Raw genomic sequence first — 22,584 nt, 5'->3', positions numbered from 1 at the left:
GCTCATAATTGTTCCGAGGACAATGAGTTATGCTCTGAATCATGTCGAGCAGCCCTGTAGACGAGCCGCGCGCGACCGGTGAGAGGCATGTCGCCCCCGATGATGACCTCGCCGAACTCTTCCTGCGCACGACCAAACGGCTGCGCCGCACGCAGTCGGCGCGGCTGTCCCCGCTCGGCCTCACCCCGGCCCAGGCCCGCGCGCTGCGCATCATCGGCCGCGCCGACGAGTACGGCGACGAACCGCTGCGCATGTCCGCCCTCGCCGATCTCCTCGGCATCGTGCCCCGCTCGGCCACGACGGTGGTCGACGCGCTGGTCGCCGCCGGACTGGTCGCCCGCGAGCCGGATCCGGCCAACCGCCGTGCCACCCTGGTGACCCCGACCGCTGCGGGCCGCCGGGTACTGGCTCGGATGTCGGACGCTCGCCGCGACGCCGCCGAAGAGATCTTCGCTGCCCTCTCGCCCGGCCAGCGCCGCACCCTGCGCGAGCTCCTCGCCACATTGGCAGCCGACGACTGCACGTCGCCGACCCCGCGAACCGGCCCGGAGTAGCAGAGCCGAAGGTCGGTCGGTCTCGCGGATGGGGGCGGGGCTGTCGTGGGCCTCGAGTACGGTCGGGAGGGCGTTGTGCCGATCCGATCTCCACCCGGTAAGGAGCCGATATGCCACGGGAGCTGGCCGAGCTGCCTTTCGCGCGTTTCCTGGAACCCCAGGAGACGCTGCTCGATGAGGGCGCTTACGACTGTGCCCATTTCGACGGCCTCTCACTCGACGACCCGCAGCTGCGCGGCGTCACCTTCACCGAATGCGCCATCTCGGCCACCACGGTGACCGGTGGTTTCTTCCGGTACTCGAGGTTCAACGATGTCTGGCTGGGCAGCACCCGCTGGATTCGGACCGATTTGTCCGAAACCAATTGGATGGATGTGGAATTCGTGCTCGCGGCCATGTCGGGGGTGGAGGCGTTCGGGTCGGCGCTGCGGCGCGTGAGCTTCCACAACTGCAAGTTCGATTCGGTGAATCTGCGTGGTGCGGTGCTCACCGATGTCTCGTTCGTGGACTGCGTCCTGCGGGACGTGGATATCAGCGAGGCGAAGCTGACCTCGGTGACCTTCCCCGGCTCGGAGATCTCCGGGCTGTCGCTGCGCAATGCCGAGTTGAAGAAGGTCGACCTGCGTGAGGCCCGGTCGATCGGCATCTCCGGTGGGGTCGAATCGCTGTCGGGTGCGCTGGTCACCAATACGCAGCTGCTCGAGCTGGCCCCGGTCTTCGCCCACGCCTTCGGAATCGTGGTCAAGGATCTCTAGATGGAAGCGGCCAAGGATCCGCGAGTTGGTAGCGCTAGTGAACTGACTCGGGTTACGCTCCTCACATGACGGAGTGGCGGCCTACGGCGTGCATCCTGTGCGAGTGCAATTGCGGCATCCAGGTGCTGCTCGGGCCGGACGGCCGGTCCTTCGAGAAGATCCGCGGCGACAAGCTGCATCCGGCGTCGGCGGGCTACACCTGCAACAAGGCCCTGCAGCTGGACCGCTACCAGAACGGGCGCACCGGTCGGCTGACCTCGCCGCTGCGTCGGCGCGCGGACGGCAGCTTCGAGGAAATTGATTGGGAGACCGCGATTTCCGAGGTGTCGGCCAAACTGCTGGAGGTCGGGCACCACTTCGGCGGCGAGTCGATCTTCTATTACGGCGGCGGCGGGCAGGGCAATCACCTGGGCGGCGCGTACGCCCCGGCGACCATGGCCGCGTTCGGCATGAAGTACCGGTCCAGCGCGCTGGCGCAGGAGAAGACCGGTGACTTCTGGGTGGGCGCGCGGATGACCGGCTACCCGATGCGCGCGGATGTCGAGCATGCCGAGGTGGCGTTCTTCATCGGCAAGAATCCGTATCAGTCGCACGGGTTTCCGCGGGCGCGCACGGTGCTGAAGGAGATCGCCAAGGACCCGGCGCGGTCGATGATCGTGCTCGACCCGGTGCGCACCGAAACCGCCGAGCTGGCGGACTTCCACCTGCAGCTGCGGCCGGGCACCGACGTGTACCTGCTGACGGCCATGGCCGCGATCCTGGTGCGCGACAACCTGATCGACGAGGAATGGCTGGCCGAGCACACCAGCGGCCTGCACGCCGTACTCCCGGTGCTGCGGGCGGTGCCGATCGAAAAGTATTGCGCCATCGCCGATGTCGACCCGGACCTGGTGACCGCCGCGACGCACCGGCTGGCCCGCGCGAGCTCGGTCGCCGCGCTCGAGGACCTGGGCGTGCAGATGAACCGGTACTCGACCGTGGTCAGCTATGTCGAGAAGCTGGTCTGGCTGCTCACCGGCAATGTCGGAAAGCCGGGCACCCAATACGCTTTCACCGGCCTGACCAATCTCGGCCACGACCGCGGACATCCGGCGGGGGAGGGCCCCAAGAGCCCGGTGGCCGGCGCGCAGATCGTGAGTGGTCTGGTGCCGTGCAATGTGATCAGCGAGGAGATCCTCACCGATCACCCGGCGCGCTACCGGGCCATGTTCATCGAGAGCGCGAATCCGGCGCACTCCCTGGCGGATTCGGCCCGCATGCGCGAGGCGCTGAAGGCGCTGGAACTGGTGGTCGTCATCGACGTCGCCATGACCGAGACCGCGCGCCTGGCCGACTATGTGCTGCCCGCACCCACCCAGTTCGAGAAGTACGAGGCCACGTTCTTCAATTTCGACTTCCCGCGCAATATCTTCCACCTGCGGCACCCGGTGCTGCCCGCGCCCGAGGGCGTGCTGCCCGAGCCCGAGATCCACGCCCGTCTGGTCGAGGCTGCGGGCATGCTGAGCGAGGCGGACTACGCGCCGCTGCGGGCCGCGCTCGCACAGGGGCGGGAGGCGTTCGCCATGGCGTTCCTGGGGATCCTCGGCGATCCGGCGCGATCGAAACTCGCTCCCGTGCTGCTGTATCGGACGCTGGGGGAGACGCTGCCCGACGGTGCGGCCTCGGCGGCACTGCTGTGGGCGGCGGCCTACAACATGGTGCGCAAGTTCCCGGCCAGCGTCGAACGTGCCGGGTACGGAACGGGTCTGGAGGCGGGAGAGCGGCTGTTCGAGGCGATCCTGACGGGCGAGCACGGCATCGTGATCTCCGAGGACGATTACGCCGAGACCTGGAACCGGGTGCGCGACAAGGTGATCCGGCTGGAGATTCCGGAGCTGCTGGAGGTGATCGCCACCCTGCCCGTGCCGACGGAGAACGACAGCGCGGACTGGCCGTTCATCCTCTCGGCCGGTGAGCGCCGGGCCTTCACGGCCAACACCATCTTCCGCGACCCGGCCTGGCGCAAGCGTGATGCGGCGGGCACCCTGCGAATCAGCACCGGCGATGCCGAGCGGCTCGGGCTCTCCGCGGGCGACCTGGTCCAGGTGACGACCCGCCGCGGCACCGCACAGGTTCCGGTCGAGCCCACCGACCGCATGCGCCCGGGGCACCTGTCGCTGCCCAACGGTTTCGGCCTCTCGGTCGCCGCCCCGGACGGCACCTCGGTCACCACCGGCACCGCCCCGAACGAGCTGACCTCCTTCGACGACCGCGACGAATGGGTCGGCACCCCCTGGCACAAGTACGTCCCCGCCCGCCTGGATACCGTGACCGCATGAAACGAACGAGTTTCGCGGACTGGCCGTGCACCGTCGCCCGCACCGTCGACCTGCTGGGCGACTGGTGGACGCCGCTCATCCTCCGCGAAGCTTTCTACGGCGCCAAGCGTTTCGATGATTTCGAATCCACCCTCGGCCTCAGCCGTAATATCCTCACCCAGCGTTTGAACCGATTGGTGGAAGCGGGACTGCTGACCAAGGTTCCGTATCAGGAGCGGCCGGTTCGCCACGAATACCGGCTGACCGATCAGGGGCGCGATTTCTTTCCTGTCATCGCGGCCATGATGGCCTGGGGGGATCGGTACCTGGCTCCGGAATCCGGGGAACCGGTGGTTCTGCACCACACTGCGTGCGACCACAACACGCACGCCGAGGTGGTGTGCTCGCATTGCCGGGAGCCGTTGCGGCACGAGGATATTTCCGCTCGGCTGGGGCCGGGGTTTCCGGCTCGGCTTCGGAATACGGCCTTGGCGACCGGTCGTTTTGGTGAGGATAGCTGAAAATCCTTGTATCAGAATGGAATTCGCGGCCAACGGGTAATGGGGTCGCGGTAGAATTAGCGCATGGGGATCAAGGAGGAGGCGACAAGAATTCGACTCGCTCGTCTGCTGTGGGTCGAGTCCGGTCGTCGGTTCGTCGTGGGTGGAATCTGAACCGGTTGCCGGCTGGGGTGGGGTGGGCCTTAGGCTGCAGGGACTATGGCCCTGAACGCGACTCTCTACAACGTGAATGTGCATTTGGCTGATGTGGATCGGGGGGTCTACGAGGAGTTGGAGTTGCGGGTTGCGCGGCATCCCTCCGAGACCGGCGAGTACATGTTGACTCGGATCCTGGGCTACTGCTTGGAGTATGAAGAGGGCATCGCGTTCAGTGACGGTGGAGTCTCTTCCACCGACGAGCCACCCGTGCTCATCCGCGACCTCACCGGTCGCCTCACCGCCTGGATCGACGTCGGCGCCCCGGACGCCGACCGTATCCACCGCGCCAGCAAGCTGGCCGACCGCGTAGCCATCTACACCCACCGAGACCCCGCCAAGGTCCTCGCCCAACTAACCGGCAAACGCATCCACCAGGCCGACCAAATCCCCCTCTACTCCTTCGCCCGCCCCTTCGTCGACGCCGCCACCGCCCTCCTCGACCGTCGCAACACCCTCACCCTCTCGATCACCGACCGTCACCTCTACCTGGACCTGAATGGCACCTCCCTCTCAACCCCCATCGAAGAACACCCCCTCACCTAACCCCTGCAGACCGACCTCCGAAGAGCCGAGCGACCCGAATTCCACCCGCACCCCCTGAGCGGTGCGGATTCGATCCACTGCAGCCGGACGGTGCGGACTTCCGGCTTCCCTGCGCACGCCGGCAGGGCGCGAGCAACCGGGCTTCAGGTGACCCGAGCACCCCACCTCGGGCAAACTGGCAACCACGATGTCTCGAACCCGCCCCCGCTCAGCGATCGCAGCCCTGGCCGTCATAGCCCTGGCCGCCGTCGGCTGCGCCCAGAAGCACCCGGAGCCGCGGGTGGAACAGCCCACGTACACCGGCCCGGCCAATCAGCTCATCACTGTCACCGCCGATTCCCCCACCGCCACCACAGCCACCCTCACCGCCTGGGATCGCGATGGCACACGATGGGTTCGAGCGATAGGCCCCCTGCGCGCCGACGTAGGCGCGCAAGGCATCGGCGCCACCAGCGAATCGGCCACCCGTTCCCCGGCCGGAATCTGGACGCTGACAGAAGCTTTCGGCATCTCTCCCAGCAACGGCACCAGACTCCCGTATCGCCGAGTGACACCATCGGATTGGTGGGTCTCCGACACCAGGTCACCCTTCTATAACACCCACTACTCCTGCGCTCCCGGCACTTGCCCGTTCGATGAATCCGCCGGTGAGGACCTGGGTACGGCCGGTCCCGCCTACGACCACGCTGTAGTCATCGACTACAACCGCTCCCCGGTCGTCCCCGGCGCGGGTTCGGCTTACTTCCTCCATGTCGGAGACGGCACCCCGACCGCAGGCTGCGTAGCCCTTCCAGGCGCGGATCTGGACCGCGTGATGCGCTGGCTCGACCCCGCCCAGGGCCCGGTTATCGACATCGAGGTCCAGGATCGCCCGGCGAACTCCTGAACCGGCGAAAACTTCTGTGCAGGTTCTCACAATGTCGCAAATGCGACCGAAGTGGCTTTGACGTGCGCAAATGCCGACGCCCGGCGGTGTCATTCGGTATTTACCAGCCTGAACGGTAGCAATCGGAGTGATGTGCATCAGCTATCGGCTCGCATACCTGGGATGGCCGGATGTTTCGTTCAACTAAGGTTCGGGTATTCGACCTTGTCGAACGCGATCACCGCAGCTCGGTGATTGTCCGCTGGACGTGTTCGGGGCGTCCTTCGGACGAAAGGATATGGATGATGGGCGCGAGCCTGATGATCGTGGGGGACGACTACCGGGTCCGCAGCGCCCTGCGGGCGGCGATGGAAGGGGAGGGCTACGAGGTCGCCGAGGCAGGCGCGGCCGAGGTGGCCCTGGAGCGGCTGCGCAATCACGGCGCGCCGGATGTGATGATCGTGGACCTGCTGGTGGGCGAGATGGACGCCTTCACCTGTATTCGCGAGGTGCGGCGCGCGCACGAGGTGCCGATCATGGTGGTCAGTGCCAGCGCGGACACCCATGATGTGGTCGCGGCGCTGGAAGCGGGGGCCGATGACTTCGTGACCAAGCCGTTCGAGCTCAAGGAGATCAGCGCGCGCATGCGGGCGCTGCGGCGGCGGCCGCACCTGGGCGGGCTGCCGGAGGATCCGGCGGCCGAGCCACCGGTGGAGATCGTCCTGGACGCCGATGATGCTGCGCCGCTGGTGCTTTCGCCCGATGGCGGCGTGGTGCGCCGGGGTGAGGAGCAAATTCCGTTGACCATCACCGAGTTTCGCCTGCTGTGCGAACTCGCCGCCAATCCCGGCCGGGTGCTCAGTCGCACCCTGCTGCTCGAACGAGCCTGGGACGAAGGCTTCTTCGGTGACGAGCGGCTGGTCGACGTCCATGTCCGCCGGCTGCGCACGAAGATCGAGACGGACCCGTCGGAGCCGCGCATCGTGGTGACCGTGCGCGGCCTCGGCTATCGCCTCGATATGCCGCGATGAGCGTATTCGCGGGTGCGCGAGGCTCGCGGAGTCATGGGATCGTCATGAGATCGCAATGAGTTCGCATGGAAGACCTCAAAACTTCGCCGTCAGGCTGAAGTGGTCATGCAAATTCCAATCAGCAAATTTGACGCGATATCCCAGCAAACCATCCAGCTCCGGGAGCCCGTGCTCGGCGACGGCGCACAAATGTGGCGTATTGCGGAGGACTCCCGGGTCCTCGACACCAACTCCAGCTATGCCTATCTACTGTGGTGCCGGGATTTCCCGGATACCTCGATCGTCGCTGAAATAGACGGCGAGATAGCCGGATTCGTCATCGGCTACACCAGGCCCGCGTGGCCGCGCATCCTGTTCGTCTGGCAGGTGGCGGTCGATCAGCCTCACCGTGGGCACGGCCTGGGCGTGGACATGCTCGACGCGCTGCTGGAAAGTGCCGCGGCGCGCGGAGTCACGCAGCTCGAGACCACCATCGCCCCCGACAATCCGGCCTCGGTCGCCATGTTCGCCTCGCTGGCCCGCCGCCGTGGCGCGGCCCTGACCCGCACCACGTTGTTCACGGCGGATCAGTTTCCCGGCGGGCATCAGCCCGAGGACCTCTACCGCATCACACCGGTCACCACTCAGGAGGAATGGCGATGACTAGCCCCGATATGACGGTTTTCGCGGATCTCGAGTCGAATGTGCGCGGCTACTGCCGCTCCTGGCCGACGGTCTTCGACACCGCGTCAGGCGCCTGGCTCCGCGACGAGTCCGGCCGGGAGTATCTGGATTTCTTCGCCGGAGCGGGCGCACTCAATTACGGCCACAACAACCCCGTGCTGAAGCAGTCGCTGCTCGAGTACATCGCGGGTGACGGTCTCACCCACGGGCTCGACATGTCCACCGTCGCCAAGCGTGATCTGCTGCAGTCGCTGCGCGACCGGATCCTGAAGCCGCGCGGCCTGGACTACAAGGTGCAGTTCCCCGGACCCACCGGCGCGAACGCGGTGGAGGCCGCGCTCAAGCTGGCCCGCAAGGCGACCGGCCGTACGGAGATTCTCAACTTCACCAACGCTTTTCACGGTATGACGCTGGGCGCGCTGTCGGTCACCGGCAATGCCGCCAAGCGGGCGGGTGCGGGTGTGCCGCTGCAGCACGCCACCTCGATGCCCTTCGACGGGTATCTGTCCGGCGGGGAGGATGATTCGTTCGAATGGATGGAGCGCGTCCTCGACGATGCCTCCTCCGGTCTGGACAGCCCGGCCGCCGTGATCGTCGAAACCGTCCAGGGTGAGGGCGGAGTCAATCTCGCGAGTGTGCAGTGGCTGCGCAAGCTGGCCGGATTGTGTTCCGCCCGTGAGATTCTGCTGATCGTCGACGACGTGCAGATGGGCTGCGGCCGCACCGGACCGTTCTTCTCCTTCGAAATGGCCGGTATCACACCGGATATCGTCACGCTGTCCAAGTCCATCGGCGGCTACGGCCTGCCGATGGCGCTGGTGCTGTTCAAGCCGGAACTGGACCTGTGGAAGCCGGGCGAGCACAACGGCACCTTCCGTGGAAACAACCCGGCCTTCGTCACCGCCCGTGCGGCGCTGGAGCATTACTGGGCCGACGATGTCCTGGAGACCGCCACCCGGGCCAAGGGCGAGCGCATCGACCGTGCCCTGACGGGCATGTCCGCGGCCTTCGACGGTGTCGGTGCGCGCGGGCGTGGTCTGGTGCACGGCCTGGTCTTCGACGACGCCTCGCAGGCGGAGAAGGTGTGTGCCGTCGCCTTCCAGCGCGGGCTGCTGGTGGAGACCTCCGGTCCCGAGGACGAAGTGGTGAAACTGCTTCCGCCGCTGACCATTACCGATTGCGAGCTCGATCACGGCCTGGAGCTGCTGGCAGCCTCACTGGATACCGTCTGCGGCGGGCGGGGGCGCTGACATGATCGTGCGCACCACGGCCGAGATCACCGGCACCGATCGGGATGTCGCGGGCCCGGGCTGGCGCAGCAAGCGCATCGTGCTCGGCGGCGACCGGGTCGGGTTCTCGTTCCACGAGACCACCATCGACGCCGAGACCGTCCACGAGTTCCACTACCGGCACCACATCGAGGCCGTCTGGCTGGTCGAGGGCGAGGGCACCCTGGTCGATCTCGATCACGGCACCACCTACGAGCTGGGCCCCGGCTCGATGTACCTGCTGAACGGCCACGAACGGCACCGCCTCTTCGCCCGCACCCGGATGCGCATGCTCTGCGTGTTCAATCCGCCGGTGACCGGGCAGGAGGTGCACGACGAGAACGGTGTGTACCCGCTCGTCGCCGTCGACTAGGAGCTTCGAATGACTGTGTCCGACAACGGAAGAATCGATCGCTATCGCACCCGCACGGTGGTGGGCACCCCGCCGATCGAGCGTGACGACCCGACGGTGTGGGGCGAGATCGGCAGCCCCGCCCTCGCCGATTTCGACGACAACGGCTACGCCGTCGTCGACAGCCTGCTCGATCCGTACGAGGTCGGTGAGGTGTCGGCCGAAATCCAGCGGCTGACCGGCGATCCCGACCTCGTGCTGGACGAGCGCGTGATCATCGAGCGCGCGTCGCACCGGGTGCGCTCCCTGTTCGAGGTGCACCGGCTCAGCGCCATGATCGCGGATCTGGTGCGCGAGGACCGGATTGCCGGTCTGGCGCGCGAGATTCTCGGCTCCGAGGTCTATCTGCACCAGACCCGGGTGAACTACATGCCCGGCTTCACCGGCGCCGGCTTCTACTGGCACTCCGACTTCGAGACCTGGCACGCCGAGGACGGTATGCCGACGCCGCGCGCGGTGAGCCTGTCCATCGCGCTGTCCGACAACTACCCGTTCAACGGCAGCCTCATGGTCATGCCGGGCTCGCATCGCACCTTCGTCCCCTGTCAGGGTGAGACGCCTGCCGACCATCATCGGGTTTCCCTGCGCGGTCAGGAGATCGGCGTCCCGTCACAGGCGGTCATCACGGATCTGGCTGGGAAGCACGGCATTACGCAGTTCACCGGGCGGGCGGGATCGGCGCTGCTGTTCGACTCCAATCTCATGCACGGGTCGGCGGGCAATATCACTCCGTTCCCGCGCTCGAATCTGTTCCTGGTGTTCAACAGTGTCGAGAACACGCTGCTCGATCCCTATGCCGCGCCGCACCCGCGGCCGGAGTACCTCGCGAGCCGGGACTTCACACCCCTGGTGTGATCGGGGGTTCGGTTCGTATGCCGATGTCGTTCCATATGGTTGCGATCACATAATTCGCGGATATTCTGCCTGAGCTGGCGATATGTGCGAGCTGACCACGCTCGATGGAACGACAATGGTTCATCGTGATTGTGGAATGTTGCATAGTACCTCTATGGTTTGACGTGAGTCGAACATCGCGCACGTGCCGGGCGACCGGCGCGTGCCCGGTCGATTCGGCTGCGTCCGAGGGATTTCCGCGCTCGTCGAATCCCGTGACCACTGAGGAACCCTTGCTGCTGGACAAGATTCGCTGGACCGTAATCGTTCCCCTGCTCGCAGTGGTGATGCTCGCCGCGGTGTGGGGCCGGGAATTGTCGCTGCTGGCCGACATCCCGATATTCGCTCTCCTGCTGGCGGCGGTACTGGCCGCGGTGCATCACGCCGAGGTTGTCGCGCATCGCGTCGGCGAGCCGTTCGGCGCGCTGGTGCTGGCCATCGCGGTGACCGTCATCGAGGTCGGACTCATTCTGACGCTGATGGTTTCGGCCGGGGACAAGGCCGCGCCGCTGGCCCGCGACACCGTGTTCGCAGCGGTCATGATCACCTGCAATGGCATCTTCGGGATGGCGTTGCTGGTGGGGGCGCTGCGGCGGCGGGTCGCGGTCTTCAATGCGGAGGGCACGGGTGCGGCACTGGCCACGGTGGCGACCCTGGCCACGCTGAGCCTGGTGCTGCCGACCTTCACGACCAGTGAACCCGGGCCGCACTTCTCGCCCGCCCAGCTGGCCTTCGCTGCCGTCGCCTCACTGGTGCTCTACGGCTGCTTCATCGCCGTGCAGACCGTGCGGCACAAAGAGGATTTCCTCCCGGTGGAACCGGGGACCGGCGACGAGGACGAGCACGCGGAGCGGCCGAGTGCGCGGCGCGCGTGGACCAGCGGCGGGCTGCTGATCGCAGCCCTGGTCGGCGTGGTCGGTCTGGCGAAGGCGGTGTCTCCGGCCATCGAATCCGGTGTCGACGCAGCGGGTCTGCCGCGTTCCGCGGTCGGCGTGGTGATCGCGCTGCTGGTCCTGTTGCCCGAGGCACTGGCCGCGCTGCGTGCCGCGCGAGGCGGACGGGTGCAGGTAAGTCTGAACCTGGCGCTGGGCTCGGCCATGGCCAGCATCGGCCTCACGATCCCGGCCATCGCGGTCGCCTCGATCTGGCTGGACACCCCGCTGCTGCTCGGCCTGGGCGCGACCGAAATGGTGCTGCTGGCAATAACAGTGGTCGTCGGCATGCTCACCGTGGTGCCCGGTCGTGCCACCCTGTTGCAGGGCACGGTCCACCTCTCGCTCTTCGCGGCGTTCGGCTTTCTCGCGGTCGCGCCGTAGGAACGCCTACTCCGCCGGCCCCTCGCCGACCTTGCGCCGGAACCGCCGGCTGCGGCGCTCCTCGCTGTCCGCCGCCTGCTCACCCTCGGGCGCTCGCCGCCGCACGGCCCGCCGCTCCCGCTCCACGGCCTCCTCCAGCAACTGCAACATGGGCACCTCGGCAAGGGCGTCCTTCGTTGCAGCATGATCGACATCGCTGCGCGTGATCAGCCCGGCCGCGATCAACCCTTCCACCGGATTCACCCCGTAGGCGCGCGCGAGTTCGATCACCGTATCCGCCACCGGCGGATCCGACTCCTCCAAATGCCGCTTGATTCTGGGCCCATTGCTGTCCAGCTTCTCCGCAATGGCCCGGGTACTGGCCCCCCGGGTCACCGCCCGCTTCCAAGCATCGAACGCTTGCCTCATCGCATCACCCTCGGCTCGATCGGCCCGCATGCCAAACCCCGAGCCTATCGAACTCGGTCGATTACGTTCAATCGCGCAACACTAGCGTTTCACCCAAGATCATGACCGCCGACTGTCCGATAGTCCTGTCGGGGGGAGTGGCGGGTGGCACGGTGGGGTGACGCGGGTGGGTGTCCGGGGTTTCTACCTTCGGCGGCCGCGAATCGAGCCTCCCTGCACAGCGGCGCGCTGCGCTTGCGGCAGGCGTTCGGTGACCGCGCCTGGATGGTGGCGGTCGACGGCGGCGGGCACGGCGTGTAAGGGAGTGACGATGGCGAAGTCCGGATCCGAACCCGCGGCGCAACATTGACGCGATCAATACGGCGACTCGCCGATGTGCGCGTGTGGAACTCGGGCAGGCGGGCCTAGTATGCCCGCATGACGGTCGGCACTGACCTGCCCAAACCCGATGCCCTCTTCGATCTCGACGTCTGGCTACATCGTTGGCCGGCCAGTGTGTACGCCACCGAATTGCATTACGGCGTACTGGTTTTCACCGGCTGCGACCAGTTCGATGAACGTGACGTGGAGATCGCTCGGCGGACATATCCGGGGCGGCGCATCCTCATCGACGACACCGGCAGGCTCCAGGTGCATCCGGCGGGGGAGGGCCCGCCGATCTCGATCTTCGATCCCGCTCACCCGTTGCGGGCGGCGCTGTAGTCATCCGCTGCGGCCGGCGTTCGGGTCGTTACGCCGACCGGACTTGCCGAGGGCTGCCACGCGGCCCTCTCCCGTCCGGAACGTGACCCTTGCCACAGTCGGTACAGGCGCGTACCGTGCTGATGGTACGCAGATGTACCAGGCTGGGAGATGGCGCATGACCACAGTGACACTGCCCGACGGACCAACCACGCCGGCCTTCGTGCAGGGCATCGAGATCCTGGCCGGGCGCACCCGGGCCTGGCGTCGCCTGCATCAGCGCTATGGATCGGCGTTCATGGTCGCGATGCCCCGCTTCGGGCCCACGCTGGTGCTGTCGGAACCAACCGAGGTCAAGGCGCTGTTCACCACGCACACCGATCTTGTGGACAATATCGACGCCAACCTCGGCCAATTCCTCGGCCCCGGTTCGCTTTTCGCGCTGCGCGGGGAGGAGCACCGCAAGGAGCGCAAGCTGCTCACCCCGCCGTTCCACGGGCGGCGGCTGGCGGTCTACGAATCGCTCATCGAGGAGGAGGCCGTCCGGGAGATGGCCGGCTGGCCTTCGGGGCGCGAGTTCGCGACCATGGACTCGATGATGCGGATCACCCTGAACGTGATCCTGCGCGCCGTCTTCGGCGCGGAAGGCGCGGAATTCGACCAGCTGCGGACGTTGCTCCCGAAACTGGTGCTGGTCGGGTCGGCGCTGGCGGCACTTCCGGTGCCGCGCAGGCTGTTCGGGCGCTTCGGGCCGTGGGCGCGGTTCGCCGCCTACCGCGCGCAGTACGACGAGATCGTCGGACGGCTCATCCGGCGCGCGGCCGCCGATCCGGAGCTGAGCGAGCGTGACGATGTGCTGGCCATGCTGCTGCAGGCCCGCTACGACGACGGTTCGGCCATGACACACAGCGAGATCGCCGACGAACTGCTCACCCTGCTCACCGCCGGGCACGAGACCACCGCCACCTCGCTGGCCTGGACCGTCGAGCGGCTGCGGCGGCATCCGGACATCCTGCGCCGCCTGGTCGAGGAGAACGACGCGGGCGGGTCCGCGCTGCGCGAGGCGACACTGCTGGAGACCCAGCGGGTACGGCCGGTCATCGACGCCACCGCGCGCAAGGTGCGGACGGACTCACTGCAACTGGGCCGGTGGACGCTGGCGCGCGGGCAGCACGTGATGGTGAGCATCCGGCTCATGCACGACAATCCGGAATTGTTCACCAACCCACGGGATTTCGATCCGGATCGGTTCGTCGGTGCACGGCCGGGGACCTTCAGCTGGATTCCGTTCGGCGGCGGCGCGCGCCGGTGTATCGGGGCGGCCTTCGCCACCATGGAAATGAACGTGGTGCTGCGGGTGCTGTTGCGGGACTTCACACTGGAGACCACCGACGCGCCCGACGAGCGCGCGCACTTCCGCGGTGTCGCACTGGTTCCGGCGAAGAAGGGGCAGGCCGTCGTGTATCGGCGGGCGCCACGGCCGCCGGTGGCCGAGGCCGCCGAAACCGGTGCGGAGCGTGGCGCTGAGGTGACCGCGTGAGCGAGCGGGTGGCCGAGGTCGGGCGGGGGATCGCCCTCACCTACGAGCGGGAGGGATCGGGCGTGCCGCTGCTGCTGATCGCCGGGCTCGGGCAGCAGAAACACGAATGGCACGATGGGCTGATCGCGCAGCTGGTGGTGCGCGGATACGACGTGGTGCGGTTCGACAATCGTGATGTGGGGACCTCCACGCATGCCGGGTTCCGGCCGCCGGGCGGGCTCGCGATGGCCCGCAAGCGCTGGGACCCACAGCAATACGATCTCGGGGACATGGCCGTCGACACGGTCGGGCTGCTCGACACCCTCGGCTGGCGGTCCGCGCACCTGGTCGGCATGTCGATGGGCGGGATGATCGCGCAGACCGTCGCGGCCCGCTATCCGGATCGGGCGTCCTCGCTGACGTCGATCTTCTCGACCACCGGTGCGGCGCGCGTGGGGCGGCCCACACTGTCCACCTGGGCGCGCATGTTCCGCAAGCCCGCCGGTACCCGCGAGGAGCACCTGGTCCGCGCGGTCGGCATGTACCGGCACATCGGCTCGGCGGGATATCCGTTCGACGAGGCCAGGATTCGCGCCATCGCCGGGACCACCTGGGACCGCGATCCGCGCCCGGCGGCGGGCGTGGGACGCCAGTTCGCCGGAATCATGAAGTCGGGCGACCGGACCGCCGAGGTGCGGACGATCACCGCGCCGACCCTCGTCCTGCACGGCGACCGCGACCGCATGGTGAATCCGACCGGAGGCAAGGTCACCGCCGCGGCGATTCCGGGCGCGCGCCTGCACACCCTCCCCGGCATGGGCCACGATCTGCCCGCCGCCCTCTGGCCGACTTTCGCCGACCTCATCGACTCGCACATCCGCACCGCCGAATCCAGGAGCTCCGATGCCCCGAACCTCTAGGCCGCTGTCCAGCCACCCGGTCATGATCACCGGTGCGGCCTCCGGAATCGGGCGGGGACTGGCCCAATTGCTGTCTCGCCGTGGGTCGCCGGTGGCCATCGCCGATATCGACATCGAGGGACTGAAGCAGACGGCGGCATCCCTCAGTGGGCCGGTGCTGACCCGCGTGCTGGATGTGCGCGACGCGGCCGATCAGCTGGCCTTCGCCGACGAGGTGCGCGAGTGGCTGCCCGCGCCCTTGGCTGCGGTGTTCAACAATGCCGGGGTGGCGGTGTCCTCCTCGGTGCTCGACAGCGTGCCCGCGGACGACGAATGGTTGCGGCAGATCAACTTCGACGGGGTGGTGAACGGGACGCGCGCGTTCCTGCCCATCCTGGTCGAGCAGGGCAGCGGCGCCATCGTCAATACCTCCAGCGTGTACGGGCTGGCGGGGATGCCCTATCAGAGTGCTTACTGCGCAGCGAAATTCGCGGTGCGCGGGTTCACCGACGCACTGCGGCAGGAACTTCGGGGCACGGGCGTCTCGGCGGTGACCGTGCATCCCGGCGGCATCCGGACCAATATCGCCCGCAACGGCCGGGTGCGCAAGGATCCCGAGGGCAGGGGCCGTACTCACGAGCAGATGGCCGCCGAATTCGAGGCCATGACCATGACCACGCCGGAGCAGGCGGCCGAAATCATCTGCCGCGGAGTCGAACGCGGCAAGGCGCGCATTCTCGTCGGACCCGACGCCTACCTGTTCGACACGCTGGCACGGGTGACCCCGACGCACTATTTCGACGTGCTGTCGGTCGTGATGGGCCTGGTGCGCGCCCGGGCCGCGAAGGGAGCGAAGCAATGACCGAACACGTGGACGTGCTGATCGTCGGGGCCGGACTGTCGGGCATCGGGGCGGCACATCATCTCCAGGACGCGTTCCCGGGACGCAGCTACGCCATTCTCGAGGCGCGCGAGGCCATGGGCGGGACCTGGGATCTGTTCCGGTATCCCGGGGTGCGGTCGGACTCGGATATGCACACCCTGGGGTATCGGTTCCGGCCGTGGGTGGCGGCGGAGGCCATCGCGGACGGGCCCGCCATTCTCGGCTACATTCGCCAGACGGCCGCCGACGCGGGGATCGATCGGCGAATTCGCTACGGGCACCGGGTGACCGGGGCCTCGTGGTCGACGGAGGAGGCGCGCTGGACCGTCGGGTTCGAACACGACGGGATGACCTCGACCATCACCTGCGACTTCCTCTACCTGTGCAGTGGCTACTACCGCTACGACGAGGGCTACACCCCCGAGTTCGCCGGAATCGACGACTTCCGCGGGCAGATCGTGCACCCGCAGCACTGGCCCGCCGAACTCGATTACGCCGGAAAGCGTGTCGTGGTGATCGGCAGCGGGGCGACCGCGGTCACGCTGGTGCCGGCCATGGCCGAGAACGCGGGGCACGTGACCATGCTGCAGCGGTCGCCGACCTACATCATGTCCGCGCCCAGCGTGGACGCCATCGCCACCAAGCTGCGCGGATGGTTCGGGACGCGGCGGGCCTACGCCATCACCCGGTGGAAGAACGTCGCCATCGGCACGCTGATCTATCAGCTCAGCCAGCGGCGGCCGCAGATGATGCGCAAGTTCTTCCGGGACCTGACCATCAAGCAGCTGCCCGAGGGCTACGACGTCGACACGCATTTCAACCCGGCCTACAACCCGTGGGATCAGCGGCTGTGCCTGGTCCCGGACGGGGACCTGTTCCGCGCCATCCGCGACGGGCGGGCCTCGGTGGTGACCGATCGCATCGAGCGTTTCACCGCGGACGGGGTGAAGCTGGAATCCGGGGAGGAGCTGTCTGCCGACATCGTGGTGACCGCCACCGGGCTGGACCTGCTGGCCCTCGGCGGCATCGGGCTCACCGTCGACGGGCGCGAGATCCAGCCGCCGGACACCATGGCCTACAAGGGCATGATGCTCAGCGGCGTGCCCAACTTCGCCTTCACCATCGGCTACACCAACGCGTCCTGGACGCTCAAGGCCGACCTGGTCGCGGAGTTCGTGTGCCGGTTGTTGCGGCACATGGACATTCACGGGTACGCCCAGGCCACGCCGTGGCCGGATCCGGCGGTGACCACCGCGCCGCTGATGGACTTCCAGGCCGGGTACGTGCTGCGGTCCATGGACCGCTTCCCCAAGGCCGGATCTCGGGCGCCGTGGCGGCTGGGCATGAACTACGCCCAGGATGTGATCACCCTGCGGCACGGGCGAATCGAGGACGGCACCATCCGCTTCGGCCGCCGCCCGGCTCACACCTCCGCCGCGGCCGAACGCGGTCCCGAACAGGTCACCGCCTGACTGGGTGTCAGTGACACCGCCGCCTGACCGGGCGCGAGCGATACCGCCGCGAACACACCGACACGCCGTGATGCTCGCCGAGATCGGAGAAACTACGCTGATGCTCGTGACACGCGTCGACACCGCCGACAGCGCCGAACCCGCCACCGACTCCGGGTTCCGGCGGCGACTGCTGGATGCCATGGCCGACGCGGTCCGCGAGCGCGGCTACCGGGATACCACCGTGGCCGATGTGGTCCGCCTCGCGCGGACCTCCCGGCGGACCTTCTACGAGCACTTCGCCGACAAGCAGGACTGCTTCGTGGCCATGCTCGCCGAACGCAACAACGACACCGTCCAGCAGATCTACGCGGCCGTGGACCCGACCGCGCCTTGGGATACCCAGATCCATCAGGCGATCGAGGCGTGGATCGGAGCCTCGCGCGACGACACCTGCATCACCCTGGCCTGGATCCGCGACACCCCGGCGCTCGGGGAGCGGGCGCGGCAACTGCACCGGGACGCCGCGGAATCGTTCATCACGCTGATCCAGGACCTCACCGCCACAGCGGGATTCCAGGCGGCCGGACTGCATCCGTCGACGCGGCAGATGGCGACGATTCTCTACGGCGGGTTCCGGGAGCTCATCGCCTCCACCGTGGAGGACGGGCGCGACATCACCGAAATCATCGATGTGGCAGTCGAAACCGCGCTCGCGCTGGTCGGGCCGCGGTATCAGGGATAGCCGTCGGTCTCTCCTGGGGCGGGCCCGTCAGTCTCCCTTGGGGCGGGCACGGAAGTGGGCCCGCTCGCCCTGTTTGCCGAAGAGACTGAGGAATTCGACCGGTTCGTCGTCGGCCGCGCCGAACCAGTGCGGCTCCCGGGTATCGAATTCGGCGGCCTCGCCCGGGTGCAGGATCAGGTCGTGCGCGCCAAGGATCATCCGGAGCCGGCCGTTGAGGACGTAGAGCCACTCGTAGCCCTCGTGGGTCTGCGGATTGGGTTCGGTGCGACCGGATTTCGGGCCCAGCACGATCTTGAAGGCCTGGATGCCGCCGACGCGGCGGGTCAGCGGCAGCATCTGCATGCCGCCACGGTTGATCGGGCGCATGTGCACGCGCGGGTCGCCGGTGAGCGGGGCGTTCACCAGTTCGTCGAGGGTGACGTTGTGGGCGCGGGCCAGGGGGAGCAGTTGCTCCAGGGTGGGGCGTCGCGCGCCGGACTCCAACCGGGACAGCGTGCTCACCGAGATGCCCGTCTCGTCGGACAGCTCGGCCAGTGTGGTCTCGCGCTGTTTGCGCAGCTCACGCAGCCTCGGTCCCACCCCTTCCAGAGCTCTGTCGATATCCTCGGTCATGACTTCAGTTTGCCATATCGGCAAACAAGGTTGCCAGGATTGCGATATGGCCAGCATGGTCGTAGGCAGGAGGTGGTCATCAATGACCGATCAGCTGAACAGCAGCTATGACGTGGTGGTGGTCGGCGGCGGCGCGGCCGGACTGAACGGGGCGCTCATGCTCGCCCGAGCGCGGCGCGCGGTGGTCGTGATCGACGCGGGCAGCCCGCGCAATGCGCCTGCGGACGGGGTGCACGGATTGTTCGCCCGCGAAGGCGTGCCGCCGGCAGAACTGCTGGCGCGGGGGCGCGAAGAGGTGCGCGGCTATGGCGGACAGGTGATTCCGGGTGAGGTGACCGGAATCGTCAGGGACGGTGAGGAATTCGTCGTCACCCTGGCCAACGGGCAGTCTGTGCGTGCCCGCCGGCTGCTGGTGACCTCCGGCCTGGTCGACGAACTCCCCGATATCCCGGGCCTGCGCGAGCGCTGGGGCCACGATGTCATCCACTGCCCGTACTGCCACGGCTGGGAGGTCCGGGACCGCCCGATCGGCGTCCTCGGCCTGGGCCCCATGGGAATTCACCTCGCCCTCCTCTTCCGCCAGTGGAGCGGCGACGTCGTCTACTTCGCCCACACCAACACCCCTCCCACCGAGGAGGAGTCGGAACAGCTGGCGGCCAGAGGAATTCGCGTCGTCACCGGTGAGGTCACCGCCGTGGAGATCGCGGCCGACCGAATCTCCGGCGTCCGCCTGGCCGACGGCGCCATCGTCCCCCGTGAGGTCCTGGCCGCCCCCACCCGCATGGTCGCCCGCACCGCCTTCCTTGCCGATCTCGGCCTGACACCCACCTCGCACCCCAGCGGCGCAGGCGAATACATCCCCGCCGACCCCACCGGCCGCACCGAAATCCCCGGCGTCTGGGCCGCGGGCAACGTCACCGACATCTCCGCCCAGGTAGGGAACTCCGCTGCCGCCGGTGCCATGGCCGGTGCCCACATCAACGCCGACCTGGTAACCGAAGAAACCCGTCTGGCAGTGGAAGCTCACCGCGCCCTGGCCACCGCCTGACCATCCGGCCGGACCGGCCCACGCCGGTCCGGCGCCAGCCCACACCCACCCGCACTCATGCCCAACCCCACCTCCATCATTGCCCGACTGAAATCCGAACAGGCGCGACTCCTCGGCGAACAATCTGCATGGACAGTGCAATTTGTTAGGGTGAAGGCGAACCGACGGCTGTCGGCCACAGGAGGGTAGAGATGGCGGATCTGACCCCACGCGTCGCGGCCTGGCAGCGATCGGGCACCTTCGAACAGGTCGGACGCCACCGGATCTTCGTCCGTGAACGAGAAGGCTCCCCGGACCTGCCGCCGTTGGTGCTCCTGCACGGCTACCCGTCCAGCTCCTACGACTGGCGGGACGCCTTCGACTCGATCGACGGCCACCGCCTGCTCACCTTCGACTTCCTCGGCTTCGGACTGTCCGACAAGCCACGAGATATGCAGTACTCGTTGCGAATTCAAGCCGATATCGCAGAGGAACTCGCGCAGCGGTACGTGGGTGAACCCGTCGTCATGGTGTCCCACGACATGGGCAGCTCGGTCGCCACCGAACTCCTCGCCCGCGACATCGATGGAACATTGTCGTTCACGCTGAAATCGGCTCTGCTGTTCAATGCGAGCCTGGTCCGCGAACAGGCCAGCCTGCTGCTCGGACAGAAACTCCTGCTGAGCCGGCTCGGCCCGCTCGTCACCCGAGCGACGAGCGAATTCTACTTCCGTCGCTCGTTCGGCAGTATCTTCTCCGCGGCGCATCCCCTCACCGCTGAGGAGGCAGCCGACCAGTGGTCTTTGCTGTCCCACAACGACGGTCATCGCATGCTCGACAAACTCATCTACTACAACCACGAACGCGTCACACCCCCGACTTCCACGCGCTGGCACAACGCAATACGCACCTGGCTGGGCGCGCTGGAACTCGGCTGGGCGGATCTGGATCCCATCTGCACCGAGGCGGTACTGCAAGCAGTTCTGAACCTCAGGCCGAACACGCCGGTAACTCGACTGCCGGGTCTGGGCCACTACCCCCAAATAGAAGACCCCAAGCCCGTATACGAACTCATCCAGCGACACGCGTCGCAAAGCTGAGCGAGCTTCTCGGACCGGTCGGTGGGAGCCCACTTCAGCGTGATGCGCTCGGCTGCCACAAATTACGGGTGAGTGCGTGAACCAGCCGGTCGAGCCATATCTGGCTCAACCGTTCTGATCACGCACTGCGCCTTCGGATTTGGCAAGAAAATGCTGCCCGGCGGCCGAAGGTGCGAGATGCGACCGGTTTCTGGCGTTCGGCACTACGGCGCGGGGCGGGGTTCGTTCGGCTGTCCCGACAGGGTGATCAGCGGCTGAACGAGATATTTGCAGGCCACTAACGGGTCTGGACGGTCTGCAGGGTCTAACGTTGATCGTTATGTCGAGCAGGGACATTGTGGTGACGGTGGGTGAGGATGATTGGCTCACGTTGCGCAATGCGGCGGATTGCGCGGGGATGAGCGTGGAGGCTTACGTGTCGTGGGGCGTGCGGGTTCTGGCATTGCAGGCCCGGCCCGGCGGCGTGAAACAGGGTGGGCGCACGGGTAGTCCGCGGGCGGGCAGACGCGCCGCCGAGCTCCCGGACGAATCGGAATCGGCCGTGTGGACGGAAACCTTCACCCAGCGCTTGTCGCATCGTGTCGAGCGCCAAAAGGACTGATTCGCGCCGGCCGCCGAGCTCGGCGAAGCTCAACGCCGACACCGCGTCCGCCAACGCACGCAACGGCGAATCCGCCGGACAGGATGTGACCGCGTCCCCGGGGGTTCGCGCACTCGAGGTGCGGGTGGGCCACCGAAAATGAAACCGCCTCGGATCATTTCGGTCCGAGGCGGCCATCGTCGTGTCCAGGGTCAGCCGGGGATCTGCGCGCCGATTGCCGAGCCCACGCCCGCGCCGACACTTGCGCCGATGACGCCACCAGCGACTCCGCCGATGCCCGCGCCGATGACCGTGGTGACGGGGCACACTGGCACGACCACTGCACAGCCGATCGCGCCGCCCGCGACCACGCCGATCGCGGCACCGGCGACGGCGCCGACGACAGCACCGACCTGCCCTCCGGGAATCGCCTGGGTTTGTCCTGCGGCGACAGGCTCGACGGGAGCGATGATGGGCTGTGGCGCTGGATCAGGGGTGGTTGCGGCCGAGGCGATTCCGGCACCGGCGCCGGTGAGGGCCGCGGCGATGACGGTGGTGGCGGCGATCTTTCGGAACATGATGGTTTCTCCTGGGGTGTGCAGGCGACGCAATTCAGAACGCCAGCTGCAGTTTCGTTCCCGGTTGGGATGTGTCGCTGCTGAACCAGAGGCTGATCAGCTGAGCGGTCCCATATTGGCCGGTGACGTTACGGTTGGCGAAGGCATCGATCCAGATCGTCTGCTGCTGGCCCGGATTCAGTACATCGGTGTGGCCGGTGTTCGTACCGACCACTTCGCTGCCTACCGAGTATTGCACTTCCCGTTGAGCGATACCGGTAAAGTCGTCCGACGTGTTCTCAACCAGCACTTGACTTCCCGTGACATCACGTGGCTCGGGCGCGATCTCCTGGAGGAGCGCGATCGTGAACGGCAGGCGACCTACTTTGTTCTTATGAGTATCGGGGACCGGCTGAATCGGTGTCGCCGTCGTCCTCGTCGTGGCTGGAACGTGCGCTGCGGAGGATGCTGCTGCTGGTTTCGAGTCGCTGCTGCTGCAGCCGATCGCCATGACCACTGCGGCGGTGGCCGCGATCAAGACAGCTCGGGGAAGGTGCAGGACGGTGGTGCCGCCAGTGGCGGTTGCGGCGATCCTGAGCAAACGCATATGCGCGATACCTATATGGAGTGAACGGAATTCAGCGAGTTGAGGGATCGATCATCGAGCAGCTTGACAGCAAAATGCCTCGACCGGCCACCGGCCGAGGCACTTTCGGCGTTTCAGGCCGTACCTCGAGCCGGATCCACGGCTTTCCAGTAGCCGGAGGGGTTGCCCGGTGTGCGGAGTGACGTTTCAGTGGGCATT

Annotated in this window: 26 protein-coding genes; 22 read left to right on the top strand and 4 right to left on the bottom strand. The window is 67.1% G+C overall.

The features are described from left to right. Positions 1–41 precede the first annotated feature (41 nt). The 12 genes from ABZ909_RS17485 (at position 42) to ABZ909_RS17430 (ending at position 11,317) form a co-directional block, all read left to right on the top strand. On the top strand, positions 42–554 hold the full coding sequence (locus tag ABZ909_RS17485) for a MarR family transcriptional regulator (protein WP_357000394.1): 513 nt from the start codon (positions 42–44) through the stop codon (positions 552–554). 110 nt (positions 555–664) lie between these two features. Next, positions 665–1,309, top strand: a complete 645-nt coding sequence (locus ABZ909_RS17480) for a pentapeptide repeat-containing protein (protein WP_357000391.1) — start codon at positions 665–667, stop codon at positions 1,307–1,309. 65 nt (positions 1,310–1,374) lie between these two features. Then, positions 1,375–3,627 (top strand): molybdopterin-dependent oxidoreductase, encoded by a 2,253-nt coding sequence (locus ABZ909_RS17475; protein WP_357000389.1) that lies wholly within the window; start codon positions 1,375–1,377, stop codon positions 3,625–3,627. Next, positions 3,624–4,127 carry a helix-turn-helix domain-containing protein gene (locus ABZ909_RS17470; protein ID WP_357000387.1) on the top strand — a complete coding sequence of 168 codons (504 nt, stop codon included), beginning with the start codon at positions 3,624–3,626 and terminating at the stop codon, positions 4,125–4,127. The genes ABZ909_RS17475 and ABZ909_RS17470 overlap by 4 nt, the downstream gene beginning before the upstream one ends. A gap of 198 nt (positions 4,128–4,325) precedes the next feature. Next, positions 4,326–4,868 (top strand): YaeQ family protein, encoded by a 543-nt coding sequence (locus tag ABZ909_RS17465; RefSeq protein WP_357000385.1) that lies wholly within the window; start codon positions 4,326–4,328, stop codon positions 4,866–4,868. Positions 4,869–5,055: 187 nt separating this feature from the next. Continuing rightward, a complete protein-coding gene (locus ABZ909_RS17460; RefSeq protein WP_357000383.1) occupies positions 5,056–5,754 on the top strand; it encodes a L,D-transpeptidase family protein in 699 nt (232 codons plus the stop codon). A 284-nt stretch (positions 5,755–6,038) separates the two neighbouring features. Then, a complete protein-coding gene (locus ABZ909_RS17455; RefSeq protein WP_357000514.1) occupies positions 6,039–6,764 on the top strand; it encodes a response regulator transcription factor in 726 nt (241 codons plus the stop codon). A gap of 105 nt (positions 6,765–6,869) precedes the next feature. Further along, a complete protein-coding gene (gene ectA, locus ABZ909_RS17450; RefSeq protein ID WP_357000380.1) occupies positions 6,870–7,406 on the top strand; it encodes a diaminobutyrate acetyltransferase in 537 nt (178 codons plus the stop codon). After that, positions 7,403–8,677, top strand: a complete 1,275-nt coding sequence (gene ectB, locus ABZ909_RS17445) for a diaminobutyrate--2-oxoglutarate transaminase (protein ID WP_357000377.1) — start codon at positions 7,403–7,405, stop codon at positions 8,675–8,677. The genes ectA and ectB overlap by 4 nt, the downstream gene beginning before the upstream one ends. 1 nt (position 8,678) lies before the next feature. Beyond that, on the top strand, positions 8,679–9,068 hold the full coding sequence (locus ABZ909_RS17440; RefSeq protein WP_357000374.1) for an ectoine synthase: 390 nt from the start codon (positions 8,679–8,681) through the stop codon (positions 9,066–9,068). Between the two features lie 9 nt (positions 9,069–9,077). Beyond that, entirely contained in the window at positions 9,078–9,962 is an 885-nt protein-coding gene (gene thpD / locus ABZ909_RS17435) for an ectoine hydroxylase (protein ID WP_357000371.1), read from the top strand. Between the two features lie 275 nt (positions 9,963–10,237). Further along, positions 10,238–11,317: an ionic transporter y4hA gene (locus ABZ909_RS17430; protein ID WP_357000511.1), complete on the top strand. Its 1,080-nt coding sequence runs from the start codon at positions 10,238–10,240 to the stop codon at positions 11,315–11,317. 6 nt (positions 11,318–11,323) lie between these two features. Here the strand turns inward: ABZ909_RS17430 and ABZ909_RS17425 are convergent, their stop codons facing one another. Next, positions 11,324–11,725, bottom strand: coding sequence for a hypothetical protein (locus ABZ909_RS17425; protein ID WP_357000369.1), 402 nt, complete (start codon positions 11,723–11,725; stop codon positions 11,324–11,326). Positions 11,726–11,869: 144 nt separating this feature from the next. Between ABZ909_RS17425 and ABZ909_RS17420 the strand changes: the two genes are divergently transcribed. The 7 genes from ABZ909_RS17420 (at position 11,870) to ABZ909_RS17390 (ending at position 17,903) form a co-directional block, all read left to right on the top strand. After that, positions 11,870–12,025, top strand: coding sequence for a hypothetical protein (locus ABZ909_RS17420; protein WP_357000366.1), 156 nt, complete (start codon positions 11,870–11,872; stop codon positions 12,023–12,025). A 117-nt stretch (positions 12,026–12,142) separates the two neighbouring features. After that, complete coding sequence (locus ABZ909_RS17415; protein WP_357000364.1) at positions 12,143–12,427, top strand: hypothetical protein; 285 nt, start codon at positions 12,143–12,145, stop codon at positions 12,425–12,427. Between the two features lie 157 nt (positions 12,428–12,584). Further along, on the top strand, positions 12,585–13,946 hold the full coding sequence (locus ABZ909_RS17410; RefSeq protein ID WP_357000361.1) for a cytochrome P450: 1,362 nt from the start codon (positions 12,585–12,587) through the stop codon (positions 13,944–13,946). Then, positions 13,943–14,845, top strand: a complete 903-nt coding sequence (locus ABZ909_RS17405) for an alpha/beta hydrolase (RefSeq protein WP_357000358.1) — start codon at positions 13,943–13,945, stop codon at positions 14,843–14,845. The genes ABZ909_RS17410 and ABZ909_RS17405 overlap by 4 nt, the downstream gene beginning before the upstream one ends. Beyond that, a complete protein-coding gene (locus ABZ909_RS17400; RefSeq protein ID WP_357000355.1) occupies positions 14,829–15,686 on the top strand; it encodes an SDR family oxidoreductase in 858 nt (285 codons plus the stop codon). Before ABZ909_RS17405 ends, ABZ909_RS17400 begins: the two co-directional genes overlap by 17 nt. Next, positions 15,683–17,179, top strand: a complete 1,497-nt coding sequence (locus tag ABZ909_RS17395) for an NAD(P)/FAD-dependent oxidoreductase (RefSeq protein ID WP_357000353.1) — start codon at positions 15,683–15,685, stop codon at positions 17,177–17,179. Before ABZ909_RS17400 ends, ABZ909_RS17395 begins: the two co-directional genes overlap by 4 nt. A gap of 100 nt (positions 17,180–17,279) precedes the next feature. Then, entirely contained in the window at positions 17,280–17,903 is a 624-nt protein-coding gene (locus tag ABZ909_RS17390; protein WP_357000350.1) for a TetR/AcrR family transcriptional regulator, read from the top strand. Positions 17,904–17,930: 27 nt separating this feature from the next. Here ABZ909_RS17390 and ABZ909_RS17385 read toward each other — a convergent pair whose 3' ends face one another. Then, a complete protein-coding gene (locus ABZ909_RS17385) occupies positions 17,931–18,515 on the bottom strand; it encodes an XRE family transcriptional regulator (protein WP_357000347.1) in 585 nt (194 codons plus the stop codon). Positions 18,516–18,597: 82 nt separating this feature from the next. Between ABZ909_RS17385 and ABZ909_RS17380 the strand changes: the two genes are divergently transcribed. From ABZ909_RS17380 to ABZ909_RS17370, 3 genes are all read left to right on the top strand, one after another. After that, positions 18,598–19,563, top strand: a complete 966-nt coding sequence (locus tag ABZ909_RS17380) for an NAD(P)/FAD-dependent oxidoreductase (protein ID WP_357000345.1) — start codon at positions 18,598–18,600, stop codon at positions 19,561–19,563. Between the two features lie 191 nt (positions 19,564–19,754). Beyond that, complete coding sequence (locus ABZ909_RS17375) at positions 19,755–20,642, top strand: alpha/beta hydrolase (protein WP_357000343.1); 888 nt, start codon at positions 19,755–19,757, stop codon at positions 20,640–20,642. A 319-nt stretch (positions 20,643–20,961) separates the two neighbouring features. Then, the gene (locus tag ABZ909_RS17370) at positions 20,962–21,243 is read left to right on the top strand and encodes a hypothetical protein (protein ID WP_357000340.1); all 282 of its coding nucleotides are present in this window, start codon (positions 20,962–20,964) and stop codon (positions 21,241–21,243) included. A gap of 191 nt (positions 21,244–21,434) precedes the next feature. On the opposite strand, the gene ABZ909_RS17365 is transcribed toward ABZ909_RS17370, so the two are convergent. Beyond that, complete coding sequence (locus tag ABZ909_RS17365) at positions 21,435–21,800, bottom strand: hypothetical protein (protein WP_357000337.1); 366 nt, start codon at positions 21,798–21,800, stop codon at positions 21,435–21,437. Between the two features lie 34 nt (positions 21,801–21,834). Next, a complete protein-coding gene (locus ABZ909_RS17360; RefSeq protein ID WP_357000335.1) occupies positions 21,835–22,386 on the bottom strand; it encodes a hypothetical protein in 552 nt (183 codons plus the stop codon). Positions 22,387–22,584: the final 198 nt, after the last annotated feature.

This window comes from Nocardia sp. NPDC046763, assembly GCF_040645495.1.
Taxonomy (GTDB): domain Bacteria; phylum Actinomycetota; class Actinomycetes; order Mycobacteriales; family Mycobacteriaceae; genus Nocardia.
This window is presented reverse-complemented; position numbering and strand designations above follow the sequence as displayed.